At 70.3% G+C, this 26,105-nt stretch carries 13 protein-coding genes (1 of these 13 cut by a window edge); 9 read left to right on the top strand and 4 right to left on the bottom strand.

Features of this window, described 5'->3' with window-relative positions; translation table 11 throughout:
- From AC08OO_RS02055 to AC08OO_RS02085, 7 genes are all read left to right on the top strand, one after another.
- Positions 1 to 16,161 carry the 3' portion of an SDR family NAD(P)-dependent oxidoreductase gene (locus AC08OO_RS02055; RefSeq protein WP_476608748.1) on the top strand. 4,425 nt of this gene lie to the left of the window's left edge, so the window shows 16,161 of its 20,586 coding nt (coding positions 4,426-20,586); its start codon lies off the left edge, out of view; its stop codon occupies positions 16,159 to 16,161.
- Positions 16,161 to 17,102, top strand: coding sequence for an LnmK family bifunctional acyltransferase/decarboxylase (locus AC08OO_RS02060; protein WP_476606481.1), 942 nt, complete (start codon positions 16,161 to 16,163; stop codon positions 17,100 to 17,102). The genes AC08OO_RS02055 and AC08OO_RS02060 overlap by 1 nt, the downstream gene beginning before the upstream one ends.
- The gene (locus AC08OO_RS02065; protein ID WP_476608749.1) at positions 17,099 to 17,368 is read left to right on the top strand and encodes a phosphopantetheine-binding protein; all 270 of its coding nucleotides are present in this window, start codon (positions 17,099 to 17,101) and stop codon (positions 17,366 to 17,368) included. The genes AC08OO_RS02060 and AC08OO_RS02065 overlap by 4 nt, the downstream gene beginning before the upstream one ends.
- Entirely contained in the window at positions 17,365 to 18,624 is a 1,260-nt protein-coding gene (locus tag AC08OO_RS02070) for a hydroxymethylglutaryl-CoA synthase family protein (protein WP_476608750.1), read from the top strand. The genes AC08OO_RS02065 and AC08OO_RS02070 overlap by 4 nt, the downstream gene beginning before the upstream one ends.
- 10 nt (positions 18,625 to 18,634) lie before the next feature.
- Positions 18,635 to 18,886: a phosphopantetheine-binding protein gene (locus AC08OO_RS02075; RefSeq protein ID WP_476606478.1), complete on the top strand. Its 252-nt coding sequence runs from the start codon at positions 18,635 to 18,637 to the stop codon at positions 18,884 to 18,886.
- Positions 18,883 to 20,178, top strand: coding sequence for a beta-ketoacyl synthase N-terminal-like domain-containing protein (locus tag AC08OO_RS02080; protein WP_476608751.1), 1,296 nt, complete (start codon positions 18,883 to 18,885; stop codon positions 20,176 to 20,178). Before AC08OO_RS02075 ends, AC08OO_RS02080 begins: the two co-directional genes overlap by 4 nt.
- A 112-nt stretch (positions 20,179 to 20,290) precedes the next feature.
- The gene (locus tag AC08OO_RS02085) at positions 20,291 to 20,440 is read left to right on the top strand and encodes a hypothetical protein (protein WP_476608752.1); all 150 of its coding nucleotides are present in this window, start codon (positions 20,291 to 20,293) and stop codon (positions 20,438 to 20,440) included.
- A 289-nt stretch (positions 20,441 to 20,729) separates the two neighbouring features.
- On the opposite strand, the gene AC08OO_RS02090 is transcribed toward AC08OO_RS02085, so the two are convergent.
- Positions 20,730 to 20,915, bottom strand: coding sequence for a hypothetical protein (locus AC08OO_RS02090; RefSeq protein WP_476608753.1), 186 nt, complete (start codon positions 20,913 to 20,915; stop codon positions 20,730 to 20,732).
- A 564-nt stretch (positions 20,916 to 21,479) separates the two neighbouring features.
- On the opposite strand from AC08OO_RS02090, the gene AC08OO_RS02095 reads away from it, so the two are divergent.
- Positions 21,480 to 22,277 (top strand): Crp/Fnr family transcriptional regulator, encoded by a 798-nt coding sequence (locus AC08OO_RS02095; protein ID WP_476608754.1) that lies wholly within the window; start codon positions 21,480 to 21,482, stop codon positions 22,275 to 22,277.
- A gap of 168 nt (positions 22,278 to 22,445) precedes the next feature.
- Here AC08OO_RS02095 and AC08OO_RS02100 read toward each other — a convergent pair whose 3' ends face one another.
- Genes AC08OO_RS02100 through AC08OO_RS02110 form a run of 3 tightly spaced genes read right to left on the bottom strand, consistent with a single transcriptional unit; the run spans position 22,446 to position 25,043 of the window.
- Positions 22,446 to 23,153, bottom strand: a complete 708-nt coding sequence (locus tag AC08OO_RS02100; RefSeq protein WP_476608755.1) for an IS6 family transposase — start codon at positions 23,151 to 23,153, stop codon at positions 22,446 to 22,448.
- A gap of 7 nt (positions 23,154 to 23,160) precedes the next feature.
- A complete protein-coding gene (locus tag AC08OO_RS02105; protein WP_476608756.1) occupies positions 23,161 to 23,595 on the bottom strand; it encodes a hypothetical protein in 435 nt (144 codons plus the stop codon).
- Positions 23,592 to 25,043 carry an Eco57I restriction-modification methylase domain-containing protein gene (locus AC08OO_RS02110; RefSeq protein ID WP_476608757.1) on the bottom strand — a complete coding sequence of 484 codons (1,452 nt, stop codon included), beginning with the start codon at positions 25,041 to 25,043 and terminating at the stop codon, positions 23,592 to 23,594. The genes AC08OO_RS02105 and AC08OO_RS02110 overlap by 4 nt, the downstream gene beginning before the upstream one ends.
- 197 nt (positions 25,044 to 25,240) lie before the next feature.
- Here AC08OO_RS02110 and AC08OO_RS02115 point away from each other — a divergent pair.
- Positions 25,241 to 26,105, top strand: an 865-nt coding sequence (locus tag AC08OO_RS02115) for a recombinase family protein (protein ID WP_476618174.1), incomplete at its 3' end; no start/stop codon positions are given.

Raw genomic sequence — 26,105 nt, forward strand, 5'->3', positions numbered from 1 at the left:
CCCGGCGCCCGCAGGATCTCGCTGCCGACGTACCCGTTCCGCGGCGAGCGGTGCTGGGTCGGCGGCTGGGAGCGACGGCAGGCTGTGCAACGCGTCGAACCGCCCGTGCCTGCGGCGGTGCCGGCGTCGCCCGTACCGGCCGAGCCGTTCCGCGACACCGCCGAGCCGTTCCGCGACACCGAGGACCTGAGCGTCCAGATCCTCGATCACGGCATCGCGGTCGTCACGATGCACGACCGTTCGTGCTCGAACATGTTCAGCCAGGAGCTGACCAGTGCTCTGATCTCGGCCTTCGCCGACATCGATGCCCGCGACGAGGTGAACGTCGTCGTGCTCACCGCGCGTGGCCCGGCGTTCAGCATGGGCGCGACGCAGGACGCCCTGCTTGCGCTCTCACAGGGGCAGACCAGGTTCACCGACGTGCCCTTCATGTACGAGGGCCTGCTGCGCTTCGGCAAGCCCGTCGTCGCCGCGATCCAGGGCCACGCCTCGGGCGGCGGGCTGGTGTTCGGGCTGTGGGCCGACATCGTCGTGATGTCCCGCGAGGGCCTGTACAGCGCGAACTTCACCGGGTACGGGTTCACGCCGGGCCTGGGCGCGACGTACATCCTCGAGCGGCGGTTCGGGCGGACGCTTGCCGCAGAGCTCTTCTACACCGCGCGCGGGCTCAGCGGGGGAGAGTTGGAACGGCGCGGTGCGGCGGTGCGGTTCGCGGATCCGCAGGACGTGCTCGCCGACGCGATGACCGTCGCCGCGGCCATCGCGCAGTCGGCACCGGAGGCCGTACGCGCGCTCAAGCGTGACCTGTCCGACCGCGTGCTCGGCGAGCTGCCCGACATCCTCGCACGCGAAAGCCGGATGCACGTCCAGGTCCTGGGCGAGGGATCGGCGCGCCGGGTGCGAGAGCACTTCGAGCGGATCCAGGCGGTTCGACCCGCCACGCAGCCCCCCGAACCCGCACCGGCTGCTCCCCGCGACGGCCTGGACCCCGCGACGGTTGCCGCGGCCATCACTGCGGCGCTTGGCGAGATCCTCTATCTCGACCCGTCCGAGATAGACGTGCACCAGAGCTTCACCGACCTGGGAATCGACTCCCTCGGCGCCGTCGAACTCGCCAGGGTGGTGAACGGCCGGTTCGGGCTGGCACTGGACTCCGTCGTCGCGTACGACCATCCGAATGTCAGTGCACTGACCGTGCACGTGTGCGACGAGCACGAACGGACGGCGGGCCTTGTCGAGGCCGTACGTCACGCACCGGCGCCCGCCCCGCCCGCCGCGCCGGCGATCGCACCCTTCGCCGTGTCCGCCCGAGCGCTCGCGGCTGTTTCCAGCTCGGGCCAGGGCCGCGTGGCACTGCGCGCGGTCCCTGAAGGCGCCACGCCTCCGACTCCCCAGCCCGTCGATCCCGACGCGATCGCCGTGATCGGCATGGCTGGGCAGTTCCCCGACGCACCGGACCTGGCCACGTTCTGGGCCAACCTCGCCGCCGGGCGCAGCTCCGTGCGCGAGGTGCCGTGCGAGCGCTGGGACGTGGACGCCGTCTTCGACCCGGACCGACGCACCGCCGGCCGCACGTACAGCCGGTGGGCGGCGATGCTCGACGACGTCGAGTCCTTCGACCCGGCGGTGTTCCAGCTCTCCCCGCTGGAGGCCGACTCGATGGATCCGCAGCAGCGGCTGTTCCTGCAGACCGCCTACCACTGCCTCGAGGACGCCGGATACGCGCGGCGCGGGTCCGGTCCCCGGCCCTGGGGCGTCTTCGTGGGCTGTGCCGCGGGCGACTACCCCGACGTGCTCGATGCGGCCGGGTGGTCCTCGGTTGGTGCGCACGCGTTCCTCGGCAACGCGGCCTCGGTTCTGCCCGCGCGCATCGCCTACCTCATGGACTTCACCGGTCCGACGCTCGCCGGCGACACCGCCTGCTCGTCCTCACTCGTCGCCGTGCACTTCGCGTGCGAGGCAATCCGGCGCGGCGACTGCGAGGCCGCCCTCGCGGGCGGGGTAGCCGTGATGACGACGCCGCGCATGCAGGTGATGACCAGCCAGACCGGCATGCTCTCTCCCACCGGGCGTTCGGCGCCGTTCGACGCGTCGGCGGACGGGATCGTGCTGGGCGAGGCCGTCGGCGCGATCCTGCTCAAGCCGCTCCGCCGCGCCCTCGCCGACGGGGACACCGTGCACGGTGTGATCCTCGGCTCCGGCATCAACGGCGACGGCCGCACCAACGGTCTGACCGCGCCCAGCGCCCTCTCCCAGGAACGACTGCTGCGCCAGGTACACGAGCGCGCGGGCATTGACAAGACGCGTGACCTCGGCTGTATGGAGGCGCACGGCACCGGCACCCGCCTGGGCGACCCCATCGAGGTCAAGGCCCTGGCAGCGGTGCTCGGCGGTGCACGGCCGGACGGAGCGCCCTGCTACCTGGGTTCGGTCAAGGGGAACATCGGCCACACCACGACGGCGGCGGGCATCGCGAGCGTCATCAAGGTGCTGCTGGCGCTGCGTCACCGCCGGATCCCGCCGAGCATCAACTTCACGCGGCTGAACCCGGAGATCACCGGTGAAATCGCGCCGCTTGAGGTCGCCTTGAAGCTCGTCGACTGGGCGCCGGACCAGGTCACCGGCCGCAGGATCGCGGCGGTCAGCGGATTCGGCTTCAGCGGGACCAACGCGCACCTCCTGATCGGCGAGGCGGTCGTGTCGGCCACGGACGGCCCGCGACCCGCCGCGCAGAGCACCCAGGAGGAAGCCGTGTACCTGGTACCCGTGTCCGCGGTGAACCGGGCCGCACTCTCCCGCACGGCGGACGCGCTCGCCCGCGGGCTGGAGGCGGAACGGCCCGCGCTCGCGGACGTGGCCTACACGCTGAACGCGGGCCGGACCCACTTCCCCGTGCGGGCGGCAGTCGTCGCGGCGAGCCTCGACGAGCTGATCTCCGGACTTCGCGCGCTTGCCGGCGGCCAGATCCCGCCTGCCGCCAGGACCAGCGAAACCGCCGGGTCCCTGGAAGCGGCGCTCGCCAGGGCCCGCGACGCGGCGAGCGTGCAGTCCGTGCTGCTGCGCTGCGCCGAGGCATACCGCGCGGGCGTGCTCGCGGACCTCGACATCGCTCAGCGGCCCGGGCGGCGGATCCCGTTGCCGGGCTACGTTTTCGGCGGATGCCGGCACTGGCCGCGGCCTGCGACCGACCAGGCATCCGCGCCGGCTCCAGCCACGCCCGCATGGCCCGCACCGGGCGCGGCGCTCCATCCTGAGCACCCGGTCATCAAGGACCACCGCATCGGCGGTCGCCGTTTGCTGCCAGGTATGGCGACCGTGGCCCTCGCGGTCGACGCGGCCGCTCGACGCGGCGTCACTCTGCCGCTCAACCTGCGCTCCGTCCAGTGGCTGCGTCCCCTGATCGTCGACTCCGCACAGCCTGTCGAGCTTTCCGTGACCGAGGGTAGCGGCGATCTCCACTTCCAGCTCGGTCCGGACGAGCAGTGGCGCGTGCGAGGCCGGATCGTCACGCATGACGGTGCCGACTCCGACCTCGAACTCGACATCGCCGCGATCGCCGCGCGCTGCCCGGACACCCGAAGCGCCGACCGCCTCTACGCCGGCTTCGCCGCCGCGGGCATCGCCTATGGCCCGACCTACCGGCTGCTCGAATCGGTCGCGGTCGGCGAGGACGAGGTGCTCGCGTACCTCGACGGCCCGCTGGACTCCGCGCCCGGTGCTCGCGTCAGTGTGCAGTTCCTCGACGCGGCGATGCAGGCGGCTGCCGCGCTGAGCACCTCGGGCGGCGCTCTGCTCCCCTTCGCCGCCGAGCGGATCGGCGTGCTCGGGCCGACCCCCGCCCGCGGTGTCGTGCACGTCCGCCGGAACGGCCGCACGTACCAGGTCTCCGTCGCGGACGAGTCCGGTCACGTCCGGGTGCTGATCAGCGGCCTGACGCTGCGTCCGCTCGCCGACGACGCGCCCGCCGCCGAGCCGCTGCGCATCCTCGAACCGGTCCTGCGCCCGGCCGCCCAGCTGCGACCGGCCCCAGGCACCGGTCACCGCGTCGTCGTGCTGAGCGACTCGGCCGATCCCCTCGCCGCGGACCTGGCGGCGGTCCACCGCGCGCACGGCGACACCGCGGCCATCGCCGACGCCGCCGACGAAGCGGCGCTGCTCGGCCCCGACGGCCGGGGACCTGACCTGCTCTACGTGCTCGGACTCGGCGGGTCGCTCGCGGACCACGAGTCGCGATCGGCCCGGCGCCTGCTGAACGCCGTCCGTGTGCTCGGCGCAGCAGGCGCGGCCGACGGAACCACCATCAAGGTCGTCCACGCCGGCGCCGCGCCGGCGAACCGCCCGGCCGCGCCCGCCGAGCCGCCGCGGGGCGCGACCCTGCACGGCCTGGCCCGCTGCGTCGCGGCCGAGTTCGGCCGCTGGACGGTCGGATGCATCGACGTCGTCGCACCGAATGACTGGAGCCACCGCGACCTGGCCCATGCGCTCTACTCCGAGTCCCCCGAGGAGGCGCTCGTCATCCTGCGCGACGGCGGTCGGTGGATTCGAGCCCTGACCCCGGTGGAGCAGCCGGGCGACAATGCCGCCGACCCGACGGACGTGTTCCGCCGCGGCAGCACCTACCTCGTGATCGGAGGCACCGGGGGCATCGGATCAGTGCTCTGCCGCCACCTCGCCTCCACCGCCGGAGCCCGGCTCGTGCTGCTCGGCCGCCGCGCCGCGTCGGACGATCGCGTGCGCACCCAGCTCGCCGAGATCGCCTCGCTCGGTGGCGACGTCGCGTACGTCCAGGGCGACGTGGCGGATCCCGGCGCGCTCGCCGCTGCGATCCGCACGGCTCACGACAGGTTCGGCGGCCTGAACGGCGTCGTGCACGCGGCGATGGATCTGCACGACCGGTCACTGCTCCGCATAACGGACGCCGGGCTGGAGGGCGTGCTCGCCGCCAAGACAGCGGGCGTGATCGCGCTCGGCGAGGCCGTGCGCGATCAGAATCTCGACTTCCTGCTGTTCTTCTCCTCCGCGATCGCCTTCACCGAGGCACCTGGCCAGGGCAGCTACGCGGCCGCCACCACGTTCGAGGACGCCTACACGGCCTACCTGGCGCGATGCCTGCCCTTCCCGGTCCGTACGGTGAACTGGGGTTACTGGGGTTCCGTCGGCGCGGTGGCGGAAGCCGGCTACCGGAACCGGTTCGGCCGGATCGGCATCGGCTCGATCGAGCCCGACGAGGGCATGGCGGCGATGACCCGGCTGCTGGCGTCGCCGCTGGGTCAGGTCGTCGTGGTCAGGGGCACGCAGGAGGGCCTGCGTCGACTGGGGGCCGTCGCAGGCGAAACGGACGTCCTTCAGTCCGCGCACCGCTCCTTCGCAGCCCTCGATGATTATGCCGCCGCGCTGCTACGCGCCCGCCTCGCCGCGCTTTCCCCGGAAGCCGATCTCAAGGCCTTCCTGCGCACCCGTTTCGCCCCGAACCGGTACGGCGCGGCGGCGCTCGACTCGTTCGCGCGCATCCTCGACCGCGCCGATGGCCCGCCCGCCGCTGCCCCGGATGCCGCTGCCCCGGATGCCGACGAGCTCCTCGCCGCCTACCCCGCGCTCGCGCCGCACGTCGACGTGCTGCGGCGTTGCGTGGAGGCACTGCCGGACGTGCTCGACGGCACCCGGCAGCCCACCGAGGTGCTCTTCCCGCGTGGCTCGACCGACCTGGTGGAGCGCGTCTACCGCGGCGACCCGATCAGCGACTTTCACCACCGGCTGCTCGCCGAACGACTCCAGCGCGAGCTCGCCGCGCTCGCCGCCGCCGGACGCCGCGACGTGACAGTGCTCGAAGTCGGTGCGGGAACCGGCGCCGGCAGCGCGGGCCCGATCGAGGCCTGCGCACTCGCCGCAATCCCCGTGACGTACCAGTACACGGACGTCTCACTGCGGTTCCTGCAACACGGCGAGCAGGCCTTCGGGCGCGAGAACCCGTTCATGACCTTCGAGATCCTCGACATCGAGGCCAGGCCCGTGGCGAGCCGGTTCGCCACGGCTGACATCGTCATCACAACGAACGTGCTGCACGCGACGACCTCCATCGCGCGCACGCTCGGCAACGTCGCGATGATGCTACGGCCCGGCGGACTGCTGATACTCAACGAGGCCACTGGGATCTCGCCCTTCGTCACCCTCACCTTCGGCCTCACGCCCGGCTGGTGGAAGTTCGACGACGCCGACCGGCGGCTGCCAGGCGGACCGCTGCTGTCCACCGGCCAGTGGCGCACCGAGCTCACCGCCGCGGGCTTCGAGGTCGAGGACGTCGCCGGGCTGCCCGGCACTCCCGCCGACCGGCTCCAGCAGGCCGTGCTCATGGCGCGGCTGCGGACTCCGGCCGACCGCCCGCAGGCCGCCGATGCCCCGGTGGACCGCGACCGGGCCACCGACCACGTGCGCCGGGTCTTCGCCCGGGTAATGAAATTCGACCCTGAAGACCTGGACGAGCGCGCCACCTTCGACCAGTACGGCATCGACTCGCTGATCAGCCTTGCCATCATCGATGAACTTGCGCGGGACTTCGACGAGCTGCCCGCCACGTTGCTGTTCGAGAACCTGACCATGCTTGAGGTCGCGGACTGGCTGCTGGCCGAGCGCGCCACGCAGGTGCAGGCCGTCCTCGTACCGACCTCGGAGACCGTCCCTGTGGCCACCGTGCCGCACACTGCTCAGACCGCGGTCCCGCACGCGCCGGAGCCAGCCACCCAAAGCGACGAGCCGATGCGCATCGCGGTCATCGGTGTCGAAGGGCGATACCCCGCCGCCCCGGACCTCGACGCCTTCTGGCGTCTGCTCTCCCGCGGCGAGACCGCCGAGAGCGACGTGCCGCCCGAGCGATGGAACTGGCGAGAGAACCTCACGGTCTCCCCGGACGGCACCGAGATCGGCCGCCGGGGCTGCTTCCTGAGCGACATCGACGGTTTCGACGCGGGCTTCTTCGGCATCCTGCCCCGCGACGCCGAGGACATCGACCCGCAGGAGCGGTTGTTCCTCGAGATCTGCTGGAATCTGCTCGACCGCGCCGGTCAGCTCGCCGAGGACACCCGCAGCCGCGAGACAGGGGTCTTCGTCGGCACCATGTACCACTCCTACGGGCAGCTGGCGGCGACCCAGTGGGCCTACGGCAGCTACCCGAACGCCCACTCCGCGTCCTGGTCGGTCGCCAACCGCGTCTCCTATCTGCTCGACCTGCGCGGGCCCAGCTTCGCGGTCGACTCCGCATGCTCCTCCTCGCTGCTCTCGGTGCATCTGGCCTGCGAGAGCCTGCGCCGCGGCGAGTGCCGCACCGCCATCGCGGGCGGGGTGAACCTCATCCTTCACCCGGCGCATCTGCGCGCGCTCGGGAATCGGAACATGCTCGCAGCCGACGGCCGGTGCAAGGTGTTCGACGAGTCCGCGGACGGGTTCGTGCCGGGCGAGGGGGTCGGCGCGGTGCTGCTCAAGCCCCTCGCCGACGCTGAGCAGGACGGTGACGAGGTGCTCGCGGTGATCCTCGCCTCCTCCACCAACGCGGGCGGCCGCACCAGCGGCTACACCGTCCCGAACCCGCGGGCCCAGGCCGCGCTTATCGCCGACGTCCTGGACCGATCGGGCATCGACCGGGCCACCGTCGGCTACGTGGAGGCGCATGGCACGGGCACCGCGCTCGGCGATCCGATCGAACTGTCCGCGTTGGCCTCGGCGCTGCTGACGGACGACGGCAGGCCCGCGGGCACGGCGTGCGCGGTGGGCTCGGTCAAGGCGAACATCGGCCATCTCGAAGGCGCGGCCGGGATCGCCGGGCTGACCAAGGCGCTGCTTCAGCTCCGGCACGGGGCGATTGTTCCCTGCGCGAATCTGACCACTGTCAGCAACGAGATCAGCGGTGCCGCACGTCGGTTCACGTTACCGACGGCGCTGATCGACTGGCCCGCTCCCCCTGACGGCGGGCCGCGACGGGCCGGCGTCAGCTCCTTCGGGGCGGGCGGCGCCAACGTGCACCTCGTGCTGGAGGATGCGCCGCGCCGATTGGGCGGCGAGCCCGCGCAAGGACCGGAGGTCCTGCTGCTCTCCGCGCGCGCCCGCGAGGCGTTGCGTGAAGCCGCGAGGGCCCTTGCCGACCAGGTGGAGGCCGAACGGCCGGACGCGGCGCGACTGGCGGCCCTCTGCTACTCCAGCCAGGTCGGTCGGCGCGAGTTTTCGCATCGGCTGGCCGTGCACGCCCAGAATCCCGAGTCCGTCGTCGCCGCGCTGCGCGCCGCTGCTACCGCGGAACGGCACGCGAACCTGGTCGCGGGTGCCGCGCCCGCGCGCCCTGACCGCAGCCGCCCTCCGCTCGCCGTGGACGCGAACTCGGACGGCTGGACGGCAGCCATCGAGTGGGTGACCGGCACGCCTGTGCGCTGGCGCGAGGCCTGGAGGGGACAGGTCGTCAGAGCGAAGCTGCCGACGTATCCGTTCCAGCGCCTCCACACCTGGCAGCGTTACGCCGGTCCAGTTCCTGGGCTGATCGCGGCCACGCCGAACGCCGCGCCCGTCCTCACAGCCGACCAGCCACTCGTCTTCCAGCGCGCAGAGTGGACACCGCGCCCGCGCGCCGCATCGGCGCTCCCCGAACCGACCGCTGCCTGTACGACGCTGCTGCTTGGAACCGACGCCGCGCTGCGCAACGCCGTGGTCGCCCGCCTTCGCTCGGCAGGCCGCCCCGTGATCGACCTGTCCGACACCGCGTCAGGCGGCGACACGCGTCCTGTCGACCTGCGTGACTGGGCAGAGCTGGATCGCGTCGCTGCGGAACGCGCCGACGCCGGAGCCCCGGTCCGCCTCGTGCTGTGCTGTACCGCGGCGCCGGACGAGGACCTGCCTGGTTACGCCGCCACCCGCGACGCGCTCGACCACGGCCTCAAGGCGCCCTTCGCCGCCTCCGCCGCAGCGCTGAGAGCCTCGCCGGAGGTTTCGGTCCGCGTCGGCGTGGCGTCGTGTGACCTGCTGGGCCGCTCGGCCGCGGCCGCGCTGCGGACTCTCGCCGCCGAGCACCCGAGGCTCTCCGCCGTCACGCTCCGCATGGAGCTCACGGAGCCCGCGGCCGACCGGGCCGCCGCGCTCCTGGCCGAGATCGAGGTCTGCGAAACCGGGGTCACCGAGATCGCGTTCACCGGTGGGCAGCGCCTCGTCCGTGCGCTGACGGCCTTCGAGCTCATGCCATCCACGTCGATAAGCGCGAGTGTGATCCGATCTGCCGGCAACTACCTGATATCGGGTGGCGGCGGTGCGCTGGGCCTGCTGTTCGCGCGCCACCTCGTGGACGCGGACGCCGGATCGGTCACCCTGATCGGCCGGTCGGCGGGCACCGAGCGGCTGCGGGCTGCTGTCGCGGAACTTGGCCGTGCCGCGACCTATCGCGTCTGCGACGTGGCGGGCGCCGGGTCCGTCGCGGACCTCGTAGATGAACTGCGGCGTCTGCACGGTCCCCTGCACGGCGTCCTGCACGCCGCGGGCGTGACCCGGGACGGCCGTGCGTTGCGCAAGTCGGCGGCGGACTTCGACGAAGTCCTGGGCGCGAAGGTGCTCGGCGCGACCGCGCTCGACGAGGCGACCCGCGAGGACGGGCTCGACTTTTTCGTCATCTTCTCCTCCGTCGTTGCCGAGGTGCCGAACCCGGGGCAGGCCGACTACTGCGCGGCCAACGCGTATCTGGGGGAGTGGGCCGACGCGCGTGCCGAACTCGTCCGGCAGGGCCGCCGCTCTGGACGCACGGTCGCGGTCGGCTGGCCGCTATGGGCCGAGGGCGGCATGAGTCCCGACCCGAGCACGCTGCGCCTGCTGACCGGGCGGTCGGGGATGGTGCCGTTCACCACCCGGTCGGGCCTCGCGGTCTTCCAGGCCGCTCTCGCCGCCGACGCCGGGAGCTTCGTCGTCCACGCGGCCGCCGCCGACGACAAGCCGGAAGTGCCCGCCGCGCCGCCGGAGCCCACAGGAGGTGCGGCGGCGCTCGGTCAAGATTCGGTCGAGTGTGAGCTGCGCCGCATCGCTTCCGGCTTCCTGCTGGTTCCCGAGGACGAGGTGGACCTCACCGAGGACCTGCTCGACGCGGGCTTCGACTCGGTCTCGCTGACCGAGCTGATCGGCCAGGTCAACGCGCTCTACGGCCTCGACCTGCTGCCGACGGTGCTCTTCGAGTGGACGACGCTGAGCGCCCTCGCGCGCTATCTGACGAGCAACCACACCGCCCAACTCGCCCCCGCCGCTTCGTCAGTCGCCGACGTTCCGCCAGACGTGGTGGTCTCGGAGGCCGCTGTCCCCCAGACTGACACCGCGGACGCCGCTGCCACCCCAGACGAGATCGCCATCATCGGCATCGCTGGAATCTTGCCCGGGTCGCCCGGTATGCACGAATACTGGCGGCACCTCGCCGCGGGCCACGACCTGATCACCGCGCCGCCGGCCGACCGCCTCGAACTGCTCGCCGATCCCGAACTCAAGGGCCTCGAAGGTGGGTTTCTCGCCGATATCGGGCGCTTCGACGCGCGCGCCTTCCGGATCTCGCCGCAGGAGGCCCGGGTGATGGACCCGCAGCAGCGGCTCTTCCTCACCGCCGCGCGGGACGCGATCCTGGACGCGGGATATGCCCCGGCCGACCTCGCGGGTTCCCGGACCGCAGTGTTCGCGGGCGTCTCCACCGCGGACTATGACGATCTGCTGCGCGTGGGCGGCGCCGCCGTCCACGCGCACACCGCGAGCGGCATCGCCCACTCCATCCTCGCCAACCGCGTCTCGCACGCCCTCGACCTGCACGGGCCGAGCGAGGCAGTGGACACCGCGTGCTCCAGTTCCCTGGTTGCGATTCACCGGGGTGTCACAGCCCTGCGCGCGGGCGAGTGCGAGGCCGTACTCGCCGGGGGAGTCAGTGCCCTGTTGAGCCCGGGCCTGTTCCGTGCCTTCGGGCAGTCCGGGATGCTCAGCCCCGGCCATCGCTGCCGTACCTTCGACCGGTCCGCGGACGGCTATGTGCGCGGCGAGGGCGTCGGCGTCGTGCTGCTCAAGCCCCTGGCTGCCGCCCGGGCCGGCGGTGACCACGTCTACGCGGTGATCGCGGGCTCGGCCGTCAACCACGGCGGCCGCGCCTCCTCGCTCACCGCGCCGAACCCGGCACTCCAGGCAGAGGTGCTGTACAGCGCCTACAAACGCGCCGCGATCGACCCGCGCACCCTCACCTTCATCGAGGCACATGGCACGGCGACCCCGCTCGGCGACCCCGTGGAGGTCGACGGAATCAAGCGCGCAACTCGGCGCCTGTACGACGAGCACGGAGCCACCGTGCCCCACGAGCCCGTACTGGCGCTCGGATCGGTCAAGAGCAACCTCGGACACCTGGAGGCCGCCTCCGGGATCGCAGGGCTCCTCAAGACGGTGCTCGCGATGCAGAACGGCGTGCTGCCACCGTCACTCCACTTCGACGAGCCGAACCCGCATCTGCGATTCGCGGACAGCCCGCTGTACGTCAACACCGAGGCCAGGCGGTGGCCGTATGTCACCGACGAGCACGGCCGGAACGTGCGTGTCGCGGGCGTCAGCTCCTTCGGCTTCGGCGGCACCAACGCCCACGTCGTCCTGCGCGCCGACCGGTCGGACCCGGGCCCGTCCGCCTCGCCGGGCTCGTGGCTGGTCCCGGTCAGTGCGTACGACGCCGCGAGTCTCGCCGCACGCGCCGCCGCGCTCGCGGACGACATCCGCGATCGTGCCGAGCCGTTGATCGCAGAACTCGCCTGTTCGCTGCAGCTTTCCGACCGTCACGGCGCCGTGCGTGCGGCGCTGATCGCAGACGACGTGAGCGACCTGCTGAAGCTGCTCGCCGAGCTCGCGGGCTCCGGCGGCGACGCGGCCGGAAGCGTGCTGATCGGTGACGGCGAGGTGCCCGAGCCGCTGCGGGCTGACGCGGCCCGCTGGACGGACGGCGGGTCGATCGACTGGCGGCGGTACTGGGCGGAGGGCCGTCCCGGCCGCGTCACCCTGCCGACCCCGGCGCCGCGCGGTGCCACGTACTGGTTCGACGGCCGAGCATCGCTGGCAGGAGGTACTCCGCCCATGGCCGAAACGCGCGTCGAAACCACGTCTGAGGCCCCGGTCGCATCGTCGGCCCCACGCCCGCGCATCCGCCTCACGCCCACCGCGGCACGTCCGGCGGCCGTCGTGCGCGAGCAGAAGCGGCAGCCTGAGAAGCCCGCCGTTCCCGTGCCCGCTGCGTCAACACCCGCGTCGGCGCCGCGGTCCGTCTCGGCCTCCCACGTCGCGATCGTTATCCGCGACCGCGCGGCGCGTCTTCTCGACATCGACCCCGCCGGATTCCCGCTCGACGCCTCGTTCACCGAATTCGGCCTCGACTCCATCTTCCGCATGGACCTGGCCCGCGAGCTGGCCACGTTCTACAACGTCGAAGTCAGGGCTGCCGACCTCTACGAGTTCGACTGTGCGAACGACCTCGCCCAGCGCATCGCCTCCGCGGCGTCCGAGGCGTCTCTGCCAGCCGAGCCCGCCGCCGCGTCGATCGACCCCCAGGCCGTCGTCGAACCCACCGACGACCCGGCTGCCCTCCTCACCCGCATCGTTGAGAGCATCACCGGCCACGCTCTCCAGCCCGGTGAGGACTTCACCGCCCACGGGCTCACCTCCTTCGACATGCTCCGCATCATCAGCGCGCTGGAACGCGAGTTCGGCTCGCTTCGCAAGACCCTGTTCTTCGACCACCCGACCGCCGCATCGGCCGGCGAGTACCTTCGCGAAGTTCACGGCGATGCGGCGGTGGCCACGGGACTCCGCCTCGCCCTGGCACGCGCCGCGACGAACGCCGCTCCCGACGTCCGGGCGGGCGTACGGTTGGGCGAGACACCCGACTCCGCCGACGAGCCGCTGATCGTGCACAAGCGCAGCCTAGACGCGACGCCCGAGCTCAGAGAGCTGATGTCGTCCATCGACGCCCGCCACGCCAAGGAAGGCGGCCTGGCGGGCCGCGACATCGCCCCGCTCGCGTTCCTGGGCGCGCGGCGCAGCGCCTATTTCAACTTCTCCCGCCGCGGAACGGACCTGCTCGCCTGGAGCTATGCCGGGTCGGAAGCCGACTTCCCGATCCTCGCGGGCGAATACGTGTCCTACACACGCCGCCACGGCCTCAACTCGAACTTTCTGTCCATGATCCCACTCGCCGAGGCCGGGGGGGTCCCGCTGTCCGCCACGCCATTCGGCGCGGTCCAGCGGCTCGAGGACCTGCAAAGCTTCAGCATGAGCGGCGGCCGGATGAACAGGCTGCGCTACATGGTCGGCAAGTTCGGACGTTCCGGCCGCGTCGAGACGCGCGAGTACCGGGTCGGCAGCGATCCCGCGATGGATGCGCGGATCGTCGAGCTGATCGAGCGCTGGGCGAGCGGCAAGCAGATGGTCAACCCGTACGTGCCGATCTTCCGTGAAGAGCTGGCCCACGGCGTACTCGGCCACCGGCATCGCATGTTCCTGACCACCGTGAACGACACGCTGTCCAGCGCCGTGATCCTCACCAACATCTTGTCGGAGAACGGGTATCTGCTTGACCTCGAATTCTACCCGCCGGACATGGCGCTCGGCGGCCTGGAGTACGCGATCGTCCACATCCTGCAGTTGCTCGCCGAGGAGGGCTGCACGATTTTCAGCTTCGGCGCGAGCTTCGGTGTGCGGATCGCCAGCTCGCCCACCGCGTCCGAGGAGGTCGAGCGCGGCCTCGCCGAGCTGCGTGACGCGGGGATCTTCGGCTCCGGGAACTTCCAGTTCAAGAACAAGTTCCGGCCGGTCAACGCGCCGATCTTCCTGTGTCAGCCCGCTGATCCGCCGCACACGTCGGTGGCCGACGTCATCCTGATGATCGCCAATCCGGATGTCTCGGCCGACGCGCCGGGACTGCGCACGGTCGCGGCCACGACCCGCGTCGAGCTCGCCCCGGTGGAACCCGCTCGGCCCGCGCCCGCATCCGGGACGCTCGATGACGCTGCCGCCGCGCGCCGCGCCCGGCTCGCCGGGCACGGTTGGAACCCGCTGGCCCTCGACTACGACGATGTCGAGCTCGACCTGGTCACCGACTCCTGGGCCGAGCACGCCGCGGCCTTCGTTGACAGCGCCGTCGCCGACCTGCGCGCCCGCTCCCGCACCCGCCGCGGCGAATCCGAAGTCTCGCCCCCGTCCTGGCTCCCGTTCCCCTCGATGACGGTCACCGGCTCGGGCCGGGGCGCCGAGGCGCTGCTGTGCCGCGCATGGCCAGGTCGGCGCGGCGCGGTCCTGAACAACACCCTCTTCCCGACCTGGAACCTGAGCCTGCTGGAGAACGGCTTCCAACCGGAGACCCTTGCCGCCGATGACGCCGACGCGTTGCCCACGCGCCTCGCCGCCCCGGCGAACCCCGTGGCGTTCGTCTGCCTCGAGATCGGCAGCAACGCGAGCGGCGGACTGCCGCTGACGCTGGCAGAGCTGCGCCAGGCCCGCGAGGCGACCGCCGCTGCCGGGGTGCCGCTCGTCCTCGACGCCACCAGGATCGTCGGCAACGCGATCCTGATATCACGGCACGAACAAGGTCAACGCGGCCGCGACGTGTGGCAGATCGTGCGCGAGATGCTCGGGCTCGCCGACGCGATCACCATCAGCCTCGCCAAGGAGTTCGGCCTCGACTTCGGCGGCATCCTTGCTACCTCGCACCCCGCACTCGCTGAGCACGTCGCCGAACACGTGGCAGCACACGGAGCCGAGCTCGGCGTCAACGCCCGGCGCATGGTCGGCACCGCCCTCTCCGAGACCGACCGCATACGTGAAGCCGTGGCCGCCCGCCTCGATGCGGTCCAAGCACTCTGGGACGAGCTCAGCGCGGCACGTGAACGCGACAGCCTTCGCCAGGCGCTCGTCGGCCCTGCCCCCGGCGCGCACTGCGTGCTCCTCGACGTCGCGCAACTCCCGGCCTTCGCCGGCCTGCACGCTCCGGTGCCCAGCTTCCTGGCCTGGCTGTTCGAGCGGACGGGACTGCGTGCCGGGCCGCACCTGATCCCCACTTCGGCGGTCGGTTCCAAGCACCTGCGGCTCGTCAGGCTGGCCGTGCCGCTCGGCCTCGACACCGAACGCTGCCTCGCGGCGGGACGCGCCCTCGCCGCCGCCCTGACCGACCCGCAGCCGCTCGACCTACTGCCGGTCGGCGCTGCGGTCGCCGTCACGGCCGCCGCGACAGGGGTCTTCCATCCCGCGGAGCTACTGCCCGAGGACATCGGCCAAGCGTTGCGCGAGGGCGAGCGGGCCCGTGGCGACCACCACGCCGTGCTGCTTGAGCGCGCGCCCTCGACCCGCCGCCACCTGGTTCCCGCGGACACCGGCAAGCTCGAGTTCTTCGCTGTTGGCAACGGCCCGACGCTGCTGCTCATGCACCCGTTCAACATCAGCGCCGGCGTATTCGCCGAGCAGTTCGCCGCGCTGGCCGGGGAGTTCCAGGTGGTTGCCGTGCACAATCCGGGCGTTGGCGACACCACCGCGGCGGCCGACCTTTCCCTCGCAGGGCTGGCCGGGCTGAACCGCATCGCCCTGCGCGAACTCGGCGTCGACGGGCCCGTCCACGTCGGCGGTGCGTCCTTCGGCGGACTCGTCGCGCAGACGTTCGCTCTGAACTTCCCGGCGGACGTCCTCTCGCTCACCCTCATCGGCACCTCCTACAGGGTCGGCAACCGCATGGGCGAGGTCAACCGGCTCGGCACCGTCGCCGACGAGGACTTCGACAAGATCATCGCCAACGACTCGACCGGCGAACTGGCACGGCAACGCGAACGCTGGCAGCAGGTGCTGCTGCGCTCGGAGAGCATGGACCCGAAGATCGGGCTGAGTTACCTCGACGTCTTCGCGGCCCAGCCCACGCTGATGGCCTCGCTGCCGTCGATCAGCGTGCCCACTCTCGTGCTGCATGGCCGGTTGGACACCGTCGTGCCGCTCAAGGCCGCGCACCTGCTGCACGGCGCGATCCCCGACGTACGTTTCGTCGAGCTGCCGGGCGCCGGGCACTTCCCCTTCGTCACGCACGTCGACGAGGTGCACCGCGAACTCGTGCCGTTCCTGCGCAAGCATGCGCAGCACGCTGATCCGACGGCGATGAGCCGCTGATGCCCGCCAGGTCCGCAGCCGACGCCTCGATTCGCCATGCCACGCACCTCGTCACGCCCAGCATGTGCGGCCACAACTCGCTGCTGATCGGCAGGATGGGGGACTGGACCTGGGACCTGGTCGGCGAGGCCTGCGACCTCGACGTCCTGCGCGCCCGGAACGAGAAAGGCGAGCCTACGTACCTGTCCTTCTGCTACTACCGCGTGGTCGGCAGCCGCCGATTCCACCTGCGCAGCCCGGGGTTCGGCGACCGGCTGGCCGTCGACTCGCGCGTCTTCGGGATCGGCGGTGAGTCCCTGGTCACGCTGCACCGGCTGCGTCGCGCGGAAGCCGGCCCCGCGCCCCGCAGCCCGATCATCGAGTCCGAGTTCTTCGCGTTCGACGATCCGGGCAGCCTCTACGTCGAGCACTACAACAGGTGGGTGAGCCGGAGCGGCTCCGACTCCAACCGCGACCTCGCGCCTGCCTCGCCGACCGTGTTCCGCGCTGCGGACCTGCCCCGGCTCGATCCGGCCTACTCGCCGCGCGAACCCTTCCGGCGCGCCCTGGCCACCGGCACCCCGCGCCCGGTGCCGACCCGGACGGTCCGCACGCTGGCGCTGTCCGCGCCCGTCGACATCACCCGCGATCTCAACGGCGCCGGGCTGCTCTACTTTGCTTCCTACTTCTCCCTGGCCGACCAGGCGCTGCTGGCGATGTGGCGGCACCTCGGCCGCAGTACGGCGAGCTTCCTGGGCCGCGTGGTGGTCGACCAGCAGATGTGCCTGTTCGGCAACGCCGACGCCGACACCGTGCTGGACACCGAGATCGGCTGGGGGCCGGGGGAGCGGCCCGGCCTGGAACAGGTGGACGTCGCCGTGTTCGAGCACGGCACGCGCCGCCCGATCGCCGCGTGCTCGCTCGACCTCGGACACGACACCGACCCGAAGGAGGAGCCATGAGCGAACACGTAGACGCGGCGGCCGGCCCCGACGTCCGGACGCTGGTCGAGCAGGTCGTCCGGGAGATCATGCCGGACCTGCGCGACCGCGAGATCTCCGGCGACCGGCACCTGAAGGACCTCGGCGCCGACTCGGTGGACCGGGTGGAGATCATCATGGCCCTGATCGAGCGGCTCGGCTTGGACGAGGGCATGTCCGGCTTCGCGGACCTCCCCGACGTCGACGCGCTGGTCGGCTACCTCGCGGACCGGACGGCGGGCCGGTGACCGCGCACGAGGCGGCGGCCCGCGGCGTCGGCATCGAGGACCTGAACGTCTATGCGGGCCTGTTGCAGATCCCGGTGCCCGAGCTCTTCCGCGGCCGCGGCCTCGATGAGGGCCGGCTGGAGAACATCATGATGCGGCAGCGTTCGATCGGCCTGCCCTTCGAGGACCCGGTGACCAACGCGGTCAACGCGGCCAAGCCGATGCTCGACCGGCTGTCGCCCGAGGGCCTCGCGCGCATCGAGCTGGTGATCACTTCCACCGAGTCAGGACTCGACTTCAGCAAGTCCGTGGCCTCCTACGTGCACGACAAGCTCGGCCTGCCGTCCACGTGCCGCGTGCTCGAGGTCAAGCAGGCCTGCTTCGCAGCCACGGCCGCGCTGCAACTCGCCGTCGGCTACGTCGCCTCCGGCATGTCGCCGGGAGCCAAGGTTCTGATCATCGCCACGGACATCGCGCTCGTGGACGAGGTCGCGGGCTACGCCGAGCCCGCCACCGGCCACGGCGCGGTGGCGCTGCTCGTTGGCGAGGATCCGCGCGTGCTCACCGTCGACGTCGGCGCCTTCGGCAACCACTCCTACGAGACGATGGACTCCGCGCGCCCCACGCCGACCTTCGACATCGCCGACGTGGACCGGTCCCTGTTCGCCTATCTGGACTGCCTCAGCCGCAGCTACGCCGATTACGCGTCCAAGGTGGATGGGGCGGACTTCGCGGAGACCTTCGACTACCTGGCGATGCACACGCCGTTCGCCGGGCTGGTCAAGGCCGGTCATCGGAAGCTGATGAAGGAGCAGCAGTCCGGTCGGGGCTCGGCAGGCTCCGTCGACGAGGATTTCGACCGCCGGGTCGCGCCCTCGCTTGTCTATCCCACGCGCATCGGCAACATGTGCTCAGGGTCGGTCTATCTGGCGCTCGCCAGCGTCATCGACCATGCGCCATACGCCGGGTCGGCCAGGCTCGGGCTCTACGCCTACGGATCCGGCTGCTCGTCGGAGTTCTTCAGCGGCACGATCGACCACCGGTCGCGTGCGGCTATCGCCGCTGGCGCCCTCACCGCCCGCCTGGACGCCCGCACCGAGATCGATTTCACCACCTACGCCGAACTCCTCCCGGTGACTCTGCAGTGCCTCGCGCCGGTCGCCGACGCCACGGTCGACCTCGACGCGTACCGCCACCTCGTCCCCGATCTTGGTACTGGCGATCTGCTCGCCCACGTCGCCACCAAGGATTACCACCGGCACTACGCCTGGTTGTAAGGAGACCGTCATGTCGACTCCCGCCGAGGAGCGTGTGTTCACCGCTGTGCGCAGAAACGTGTTGATCGTGGTCGACGACATCGACCCGGTCGAGGTGACCATCGACAGGGCTCTGCGCGACCTGGGCTGCAACTCCGTGGACCGCGCCGAGATCGTCTCGATGACCATGGAGGACCTTGACGTGGCCGTGCCGGTCGCGGAGTTCGTGCAGGTGGGCGATCTGCGCTCGCTCGTGGCTGTCCTCGCCCGGCACCTGCCGTGACGTCGACCGCCGCCGCGCCTCTGGTGACCGGCACTGGCGTGCTCACCGCAGTAGCCGGCGACACGGCCTCCTTCGCCGCCGCGCTGCGCTTCGGCAGCCGTGGCATCGCCGCGTACCCGGGCCCAGAATCCGGCGGCTGGGCGTTCTTCAGCGCTCGGATCCCCGGGCCCGACCTCACTACGCGCCTCGCCGACGCACACCTGGCAGCCCTTCCCGAGGATGTGCGAGCCCGCGCGCGACGCGTCATCCGCCGGGCTCCGCTCACCGCGCAGGCCTCCGTTCTGGCGGCCCTGGAGGGGTGGGCGCGGGCCGGGCTGCACGACCGGCCCGCCGACCCGGACCGGGTCGCCGTCGTCGTCTCCGGCCACAACCTGGCGGGCCGATATGACGATCAGTCCAGGGTCGAGTTCGACCACAACCCCGCGTTTCTCAGACCTACCTACGCACTCCAGTACCAGGACAGCAACCACGTCGCCGTCGTCAGTGCCGTGCTCGGCGTGACCGGCGAGGGCCATACCGTCGGCGCGGCGTCGGCCAGCGGCAATGCGGCGATCATCCAGGGTGCGCGACTGCTCGCCGTTGGCGTGGCAGACGTCTGCCTCGTCATCGGCGCGCTCACCGAGCTGTCCGAGCAGCAGCGTCAGGGCTACCTGAATCTCGGCGCAATGTCAGCGTTCGAAGAATCCACTGACCCCGCGGGCCGATGCCGTCCGTTCGACGTCGCGCGGTCCGGCTTCGTCCCCGGCGAAGGCGCTGCGTGCCTCGTGCTCGAAACCCGTGAATCCGCCGGGCGGCGCGGCGCGACAGGCGTCGCCGAACTGCGCGGCTACGCGATCCGCCTTGACGCCAACCACTCCGCCGACCCGAGCGTCGACGGCGAATCTGCGGTCATGTGCCGAGCGCTCGCTGCGGCGGGCGTACCGCGCTCAGAGGTCGACTACATCAACACGCACGGCACGGCCTCACCACGCGGCGACGAGGCCGAGGCTTCGGCATTGGCAAAGGTATTCGACGGCGACCTGGACCGCATCTGGCTCAACTCCACCAAGGCGCTCACCGGGCACTGCCTGAGCTCGGCCGGCGTCGTGGAGGCCGTGGCGACCGTCGCCCAGCTGAACTCGGGCTTCGTCCACCCCAACCCCAACCTGGCGGAGCCGATCGCACCGCTGCGGTTCACCGCCGCTACCGCGGTCGACACCGATCTGGAGATTGCGATGTCCAACGGATTCGGATTCGGGGGTTTCAACACGAGCCTCGTCTTCCGGCGTATTGAAGCGGGAAGCGGCGCATGACCGGGCTCGACACCGCACGGCCCGCCCCCGTGAATGCCTGGGTCCGCCCGACCTCCCACCGGGACGGATTCGAGCCGGGACTACGCCTGTTCTGCTTCGCGCACGCGGGCGGGTGACCAGGGACGAGGCACGTGAATGGGCCCGCTGGACCGTCGGCGGGTTCACCCTGCGTGAGTTCACGGGCGACCACTTCTACCTGGCCGCCGGCCGTCCCGACGTGGTGACCGCGGTCGGCGGCGGCCTCGCTGCACCGGTGGCGTGATCCGTCACACGGTCACGCGAGGCAGCCGCGTCGGCATGTCAACGATGCTCATGCGCCGCGAGCAATCGCTCTCATCACAAGCCAGGCTGAAACGCCTGGTCAAACGAGGTGTTCTCGCCGAACCCGAACTCGGCCTGTTCGTTCTGCCCCGCCCCACCTCAAAGATTAATCAAAGCTGAAAATCGACGAAAGTTCGCAGAACGCCCATTCACTATCTGAACGCGCAGAAACCCGCTCCCGGGGCGCAATTTGTTGCTAATATTGCCTTGTGAGGAATCAATCAGATGTTTCAACTGGTTGCGGGCGACATTTGTGGCCGTCTGGCGAACAGGTCGCGGCGGGCGTCCTCGGCAACCGCGATGAGTTCGTGCAGCACGTGCGTGCCGGTCTCGTCGGCGCCCGCCATCGCGGTGGCCAGGTGGTTCTTGACCCGGTTCTCGAAGTCGACGAGCCCGGCGTGGGCACGTTCGAGCACCGTCTGGACGGTACTGGCGGAGTTCGGCAGGCCGAAAACCTGCTGCGCCCCACGCTCGGCAAGCCGCCCAGGTCGGCCCCGCGCTCGCCGCAGGCGGTGGGGCGGTGGTCGAGGACCTGGCCCGAGTCGGCGACCACACTCCGCACCACATCGCCACAGCTCACGAGTTGTCCTAAACAGTCACCCCTGTGACGGCCTGGTCGTCCGGTCGGTTGGCTCCGGACCCGTCACGTACCGGAAGCTTCACATCCCGAAACACCGAGACGCGCGTCGGCATTCGTATGCAGTTGAATTCCGACGCAGTCGCGGGGCACTACGAACGCTAACCCGATATCGCCTTCGGGAAACGATCAACCCTTTGATGGGCGCGGCACAATAGTACTCGGCAGGCCGCAGTGAGATTTCCGGCGCTCTCTCCCCGTTCCGTGTGCATACTCCTGCGGTGCCGCTCTCACGACACTCGGCCGAGGTGGCGCGACGAATAGCTTATCCGCAGGGCGCACCAGGTTCCACGCACACAACTGGGAGTGGGTGTGCACCCGTGGCCAAGGAGGGAACGTTAATATGGCAGCGACGCGCGAGGAGCGGGACTATTTTTCCGCGAACTCGCCCGCGGCGGCTCCGGAGCCCAACCACACCACGGCGGGCGAATCCCGGGAGCCGTTTGGGGTGCGTACGGCCCGCTCGGACGGCCCCGGCTCCTCGGTGAGACTGGCGGCGCTCTTCGAACAGCACGCCGCGAGAAGCCGCGGCGTGAAGCTCGCCCGACAGGAGGTCGTCTACTCCGAAGGCCAATTCGACCAGGGTATATACTTCATCGAGTTCGGCCAGGTAAAGGCTGTTGCCTGCTCTCCCGGCGGTCGCAGCTGCCTGCTCTCGATACGCACCGCCGGCGAATTCGTTGGCGAGTTGGGGCTCCTCCATCCCTTTAGGTGCGAGACCGTGACCGCGATGAAGCCCACCAGGCTTCGATGTATCCCGCTCGACGAGTTCCGCGCCGCGCTAGCGGACGAGGACCTGCTCGACGAGTTCCTGCGCTACCTCCTCGGCCAGATCTCCGACCAGCAGGCGATGATCGTCAACATGGTCACAATGAACAGCGAGCAGCGTCTCGCCGCCACCATCCTGGAACTCGCCGCGAAGCTTGGCACTCAGCGCGGCGGCAGCACGTACATCAGCGATCGGATAACCCAGGAAGAACTCTCGTTGATAGTCGGCACCACCCGGTCCCGGGTGGGCCTGTTCCTGAAGCGCTTCAAGACCAGGGGTCTGATAGTCGCGGCGGGATCGTCCGTCGCGGTCAACGAGGAGATGCTGCGCCGCTACCTCTGGGACTCCATCCGCGCCCAGGGGGCCGGATAGCCCGTGCTGATCCCAATGCCGTGAAGCCAAGTTGATCTATCTGGGGTTGGGTGACGGTCCGCGCGGCGGCGTGGCCGGGTGACGGTGACCCGCGGCCCTGTTTGGATCAGCGGGGCGGTGTTGCGTTCGTAGGGGGCAGAGCATGCCAGCGGCCATGGTGACCTTCGGTCAGGTCGCGGCGGCGAGTTCCACGAATGCGGCTGCCAGCCGCAGCTGTGGGTCGGTGTCGGTGGCGAGTTCGTAGTGGCCGCGGCGGATGTTCTGGACCAGAGCATGCCCGGAACTGATCGGCTGGACCGAGCGGAGGCGTTTCAGCCCGCGCATCGGCCGCAGCCGCGCTTTCAACCGGCCGTGGTCGGCTTCGATCCGGTTGTTCTCCCGAGCGGCGTCGACGTGGCAGGCCTCGGGCAGCAGCCCGTCGAGGATCCGCGGGTAGACCGGGGCCTTGCCGGTCGTGGCCTCGGCTGGCCGGCGCCCCTGCGCCAGGGCCCGAACGAAGAAGCGCCGGGCAGCGAGCTGGTCGCGTCGGGTGCTGGCGAGGACGTCGATGACCTGGCCATGCTGGTCCACGGCCCGGTACAGATAGGTCCACCGGCCCGCGACCTTCACGTACGTCTCACCGACGAACCACCTGTCCCCGGGCCGGTGCCGACACGGACGAGCCGCCTCGACCAGCAAGGGCGTGAAGCGCCGCACCCACCGGTAGACCGTGACGTGATCAACGTCGAGGCCGTGTTCGGCGAGCGGCTCCTCGACATCCCGGTAGGACAGGGCGTATCGCAGGTGCCAGCGGACAGCGATGATGATCACCTCGGGTGGGGGCCGGAACCCCGCGAACTCCGATGTCGGGACCGGACAGGCACACCGTCGACCCATCACTCGATCATGGCCGATCGGCGGCCGCGGGACAGCGGACTCCGCCGATGCAACAGAGCTCGCCGAACTCCGGCGTGTCATACTTCTGGATCACGGCAAGCGCTTGCGGCGTGACCTGGTAGTTCCATTTCGGCGAGTTGATCGGCCGGTCTGGCTGGTCTGGGTTCTGCTGCACCAACAGGGCAGCGGCGAACTGGTGGAGAGTGAACCGCCGGATGGTCTCACGCGTGTTGGCGGCGTAGTTCCGGCCGTACTCGTCACGCATCCAGTCCATGATGGCGCGCGTGCCGAGCATCGGGTCGGCGGCAGTTGACCACGGCTCGTCTGGGCGGAGGCGAAGTAGAGCCAGGAGAGTGAGGGCGGATCGTTCGTTGGACCGCTCCGCATCCATGCCGAGAGCTTCGAGGACGCGGCTCGCCTCTTCGATCTTGTTGGTGCTCATGCGGCGGCCCCGGCTGGGCTCAACACCTGCGCCACGATCGCGTCGATATCGTCTTGCGGCGGGAGCGCCTCCGGCGCAAGGTGCCCCATGTGTCGGAGTGACCAGCTGTCGGGAAATCGCATGACCCGAAGGTCGGTGGCGTTGACCTGGGTGTGGCCGGAGAAGGTTCGGAAGAACTTGTCGACCAGCGAGGAGTTGAGCCACATCGAGAGGCCGAAGGCGAGGTCGCGGTCAAGCCCCCCGCCCTTGATGTGAAAGACGTTGACGTGATTCTCGAACGCGACAGGGCCCGGGACGCTCTCGGGGGACCATACGGCAGCCACGATGCGGCGCCGCTCCTCCTTGGATGAGAACCGCTTCACGACGCAGTACCAGCCCTCGGGAACGAGCATGCGCTCGTCCTTCTCAGTGATCGGCGCAAACCACTGGGCCTTGCGAATCTCCCGCGGCCACGAGATGAGACCGTCGCGCACGTTGCCTGGGTAAACGAGCGGTACGCCACGGTCGACGTGGGTGTGGTGGAGGCACTCAAGTGATCGGAAGTCGACCACCCTGCCGGTAGATGCGGTCACACCGAGCGATGCAAGGGTGTGTGGCAGCGACATCATCCGTTCGGCTATCGCAGTGTCCTCGTCGTTGGTGGCGATGCGGACGAACCTCTGAGGGTCGTCAGGATGCACGACGTCGGCATAGGCCACTTCTCGATGCTGCGCGTCATCCTCGTGACCATCACTGGCCGACAGGAGGACGGTCTCTCGATCACCGTTCTTGGTGCCGGATATGATCACGTTCTCCTGCAGCACGCCGGTGTCGGCGAAGACGGTTGACCGGGACGCGAACACGTGCACCCGGTCAAGCGCGATCTGGTTGAGTAGATATGAGCGGAAGGCCCCGAAGTAGGGCCCATTGGCGAACGACCGCGGCGTGATCGCGACCAGCTGTCCGCCGTCGCGGAGTGCTCGTGCCGCGAGCGCGAGGAAGGCGGCGTAGAGATTCGGGGCGTCCGCTCCGGCCTCCCGGACAGCTGTGCGGGCGGCCGAGGAGGCGGCCAGCTTCGCGTAGGGGGGGTTCTGAATCACCAGGTCGAACCCGGCAAGTCGCTCACCCGCATCAAGCCCGGTCGAGGCCGCGATGAAGTCGGCCTGAACCAGCTCGACCGTCACCCGCCCATCGCCTGCGATCTTGCACGCTTCGAGGGTGTTCGAGAGCTGGGGCACCACGCCCTCGTCGCACTCGACGGCGACCACGTGAACCGCCAGGTTCGGCCGCTCGGCCAGCACCCGAGCGACGAGCGCGGCAGACAGCATCCCCGACCCTGCGCCGGGATCTAGGATCTTGATGCTGTCTTCATCGGGAAGCCGAGGCATGCTCGCGATCTGTGACGCTGCCCGAGCTGGGGTGAAGAACTGACCAAGCGTCTCCTGTGTCTTGGGGTCGAGGACTCCCAAGGCCGACACCCGATTGCGTTCCGCAAGGTCGAGGAGACCGCTCTGCATGATGCTCATCCTGCCGTACGGGCTCTGTTGCATCGGCGGAGTCCGCTGTCCCGCGGCCGCCGATCGGTCATGATCGAGTGATGGGTCGACGGTGTGCCTGTCCACCGGTCCCGACATCGGAGTTCGCGGGGTTTCGGCCCCCACCCGAGATGATCATCCTCTGGAAGGACGACAAGCGCACCTTGGATCTCGCCGAAGCCGCGATCCTGCGGGAAGGCGCCCGCCGAATCCTGGCCGGGGTGCCGGTCGTCGATCTGCTGCACGAGTGGAACGACGCCGGTATCCGCGGGACCCGGGGGAAGAAGTGGACCAAGAGCAGCGTGCTGAAGGTCTACCGCAACCCCCGGATCTGCGGCCTACGCGGCCGGGGGGTCGAGGAACCGAACGTCAACGGCCATGTCGCGAAGTACATGCAGGTCGTCACCCGCAAGGAACGCACCCCGGACGGGCGGACGATCGAGGTTGCGGTGAAGGGCCAGTGGAAAGCGATCATCGGCGTGCGTCGGTGGGAACAGGTGATCGCCAAGATCGGGGACCGGACGTATGCCCAGCAGGGGCATAACTCCCGCCGCTACCTGCTCAGCGGCGTGGTGGCCTGTGGCCGGTGTGGCCGGTCGATGTTCGGGTCACCGCCGTACCGGGAACGCACGTACGCGATCTACCGGTGCCCCGCGCCGACGCAGGGAGGGTGTGGGAAGGTCTCCCGGCACGGCCCCCACACCGATGATCATATTCTCGCGGCGATGTTCCACAAGATTGAGATGGAGACCGCGAGCGCCGTGGTCGAGGTCTCCCCCTGGACGAGGGAAGCTGCTCTGGCCGAGGTGCAGGAGAGCATCACCGAGACCCGCGCCGCGTGGACGTCGGTGCCCCGGCGGATCTCCCCGAAGGACTACTTCCCGACCATGGAAGAGCTCCGGGAACAGGAAGAATTCCTTCTCAAGCAACGGAACGATCATCTGGTGGCGACCGCGACCGCGACCGCGACCGCGACCGCGACCGCGACCGCGACCG

This window comes from Frankia sp. CeCAU1, assembly GCF_977971845.1.

Coding starts and splice junctions, on each gene's coding strand:
- AC08OO_RS02075 (WP_476606478.1), top strand. CDS start 18,635: ATGTCGACTCCCGCCGAGGAGCGTGTGTTCACCGCTGTGCGCAGAAAC.
- AC08OO_RS02060 (WP_476606481.1), top strand. CDS start 16,161: ATGCCCGCCAGGTCCGCAGCCGACGCCTCGATTCGCCATGCCACGCAC.
- AC08OO_RS02105 (WP_476608756.1), bottom strand. CDS start 23,595: ATGAGCACCAACAAGATCGAAGAGGCGAGCCGCGTCCTCGAAGCTCTC.
- AC08OO_RS02095 (WP_476608754.1), top strand. CDS start 21,480: ATGGCAGCGACGCGCGAGGAGCGGGACTATTTTTCCGCGAACTCGCCC.
- AC08OO_RS02065 (WP_476608749.1), top strand. CDS start 17,099: ATGAGCGAACACGTAGACGCGGCGGCCGGCCCCGACGTCCGGACGCTG.
- AC08OO_RS02100 (WP_476608755.1), bottom strand. CDS start 23,153: ATGGGTCGACGGTGTGCCTGTCCGGTCCCGACATCGGAGTTCGCGGGG.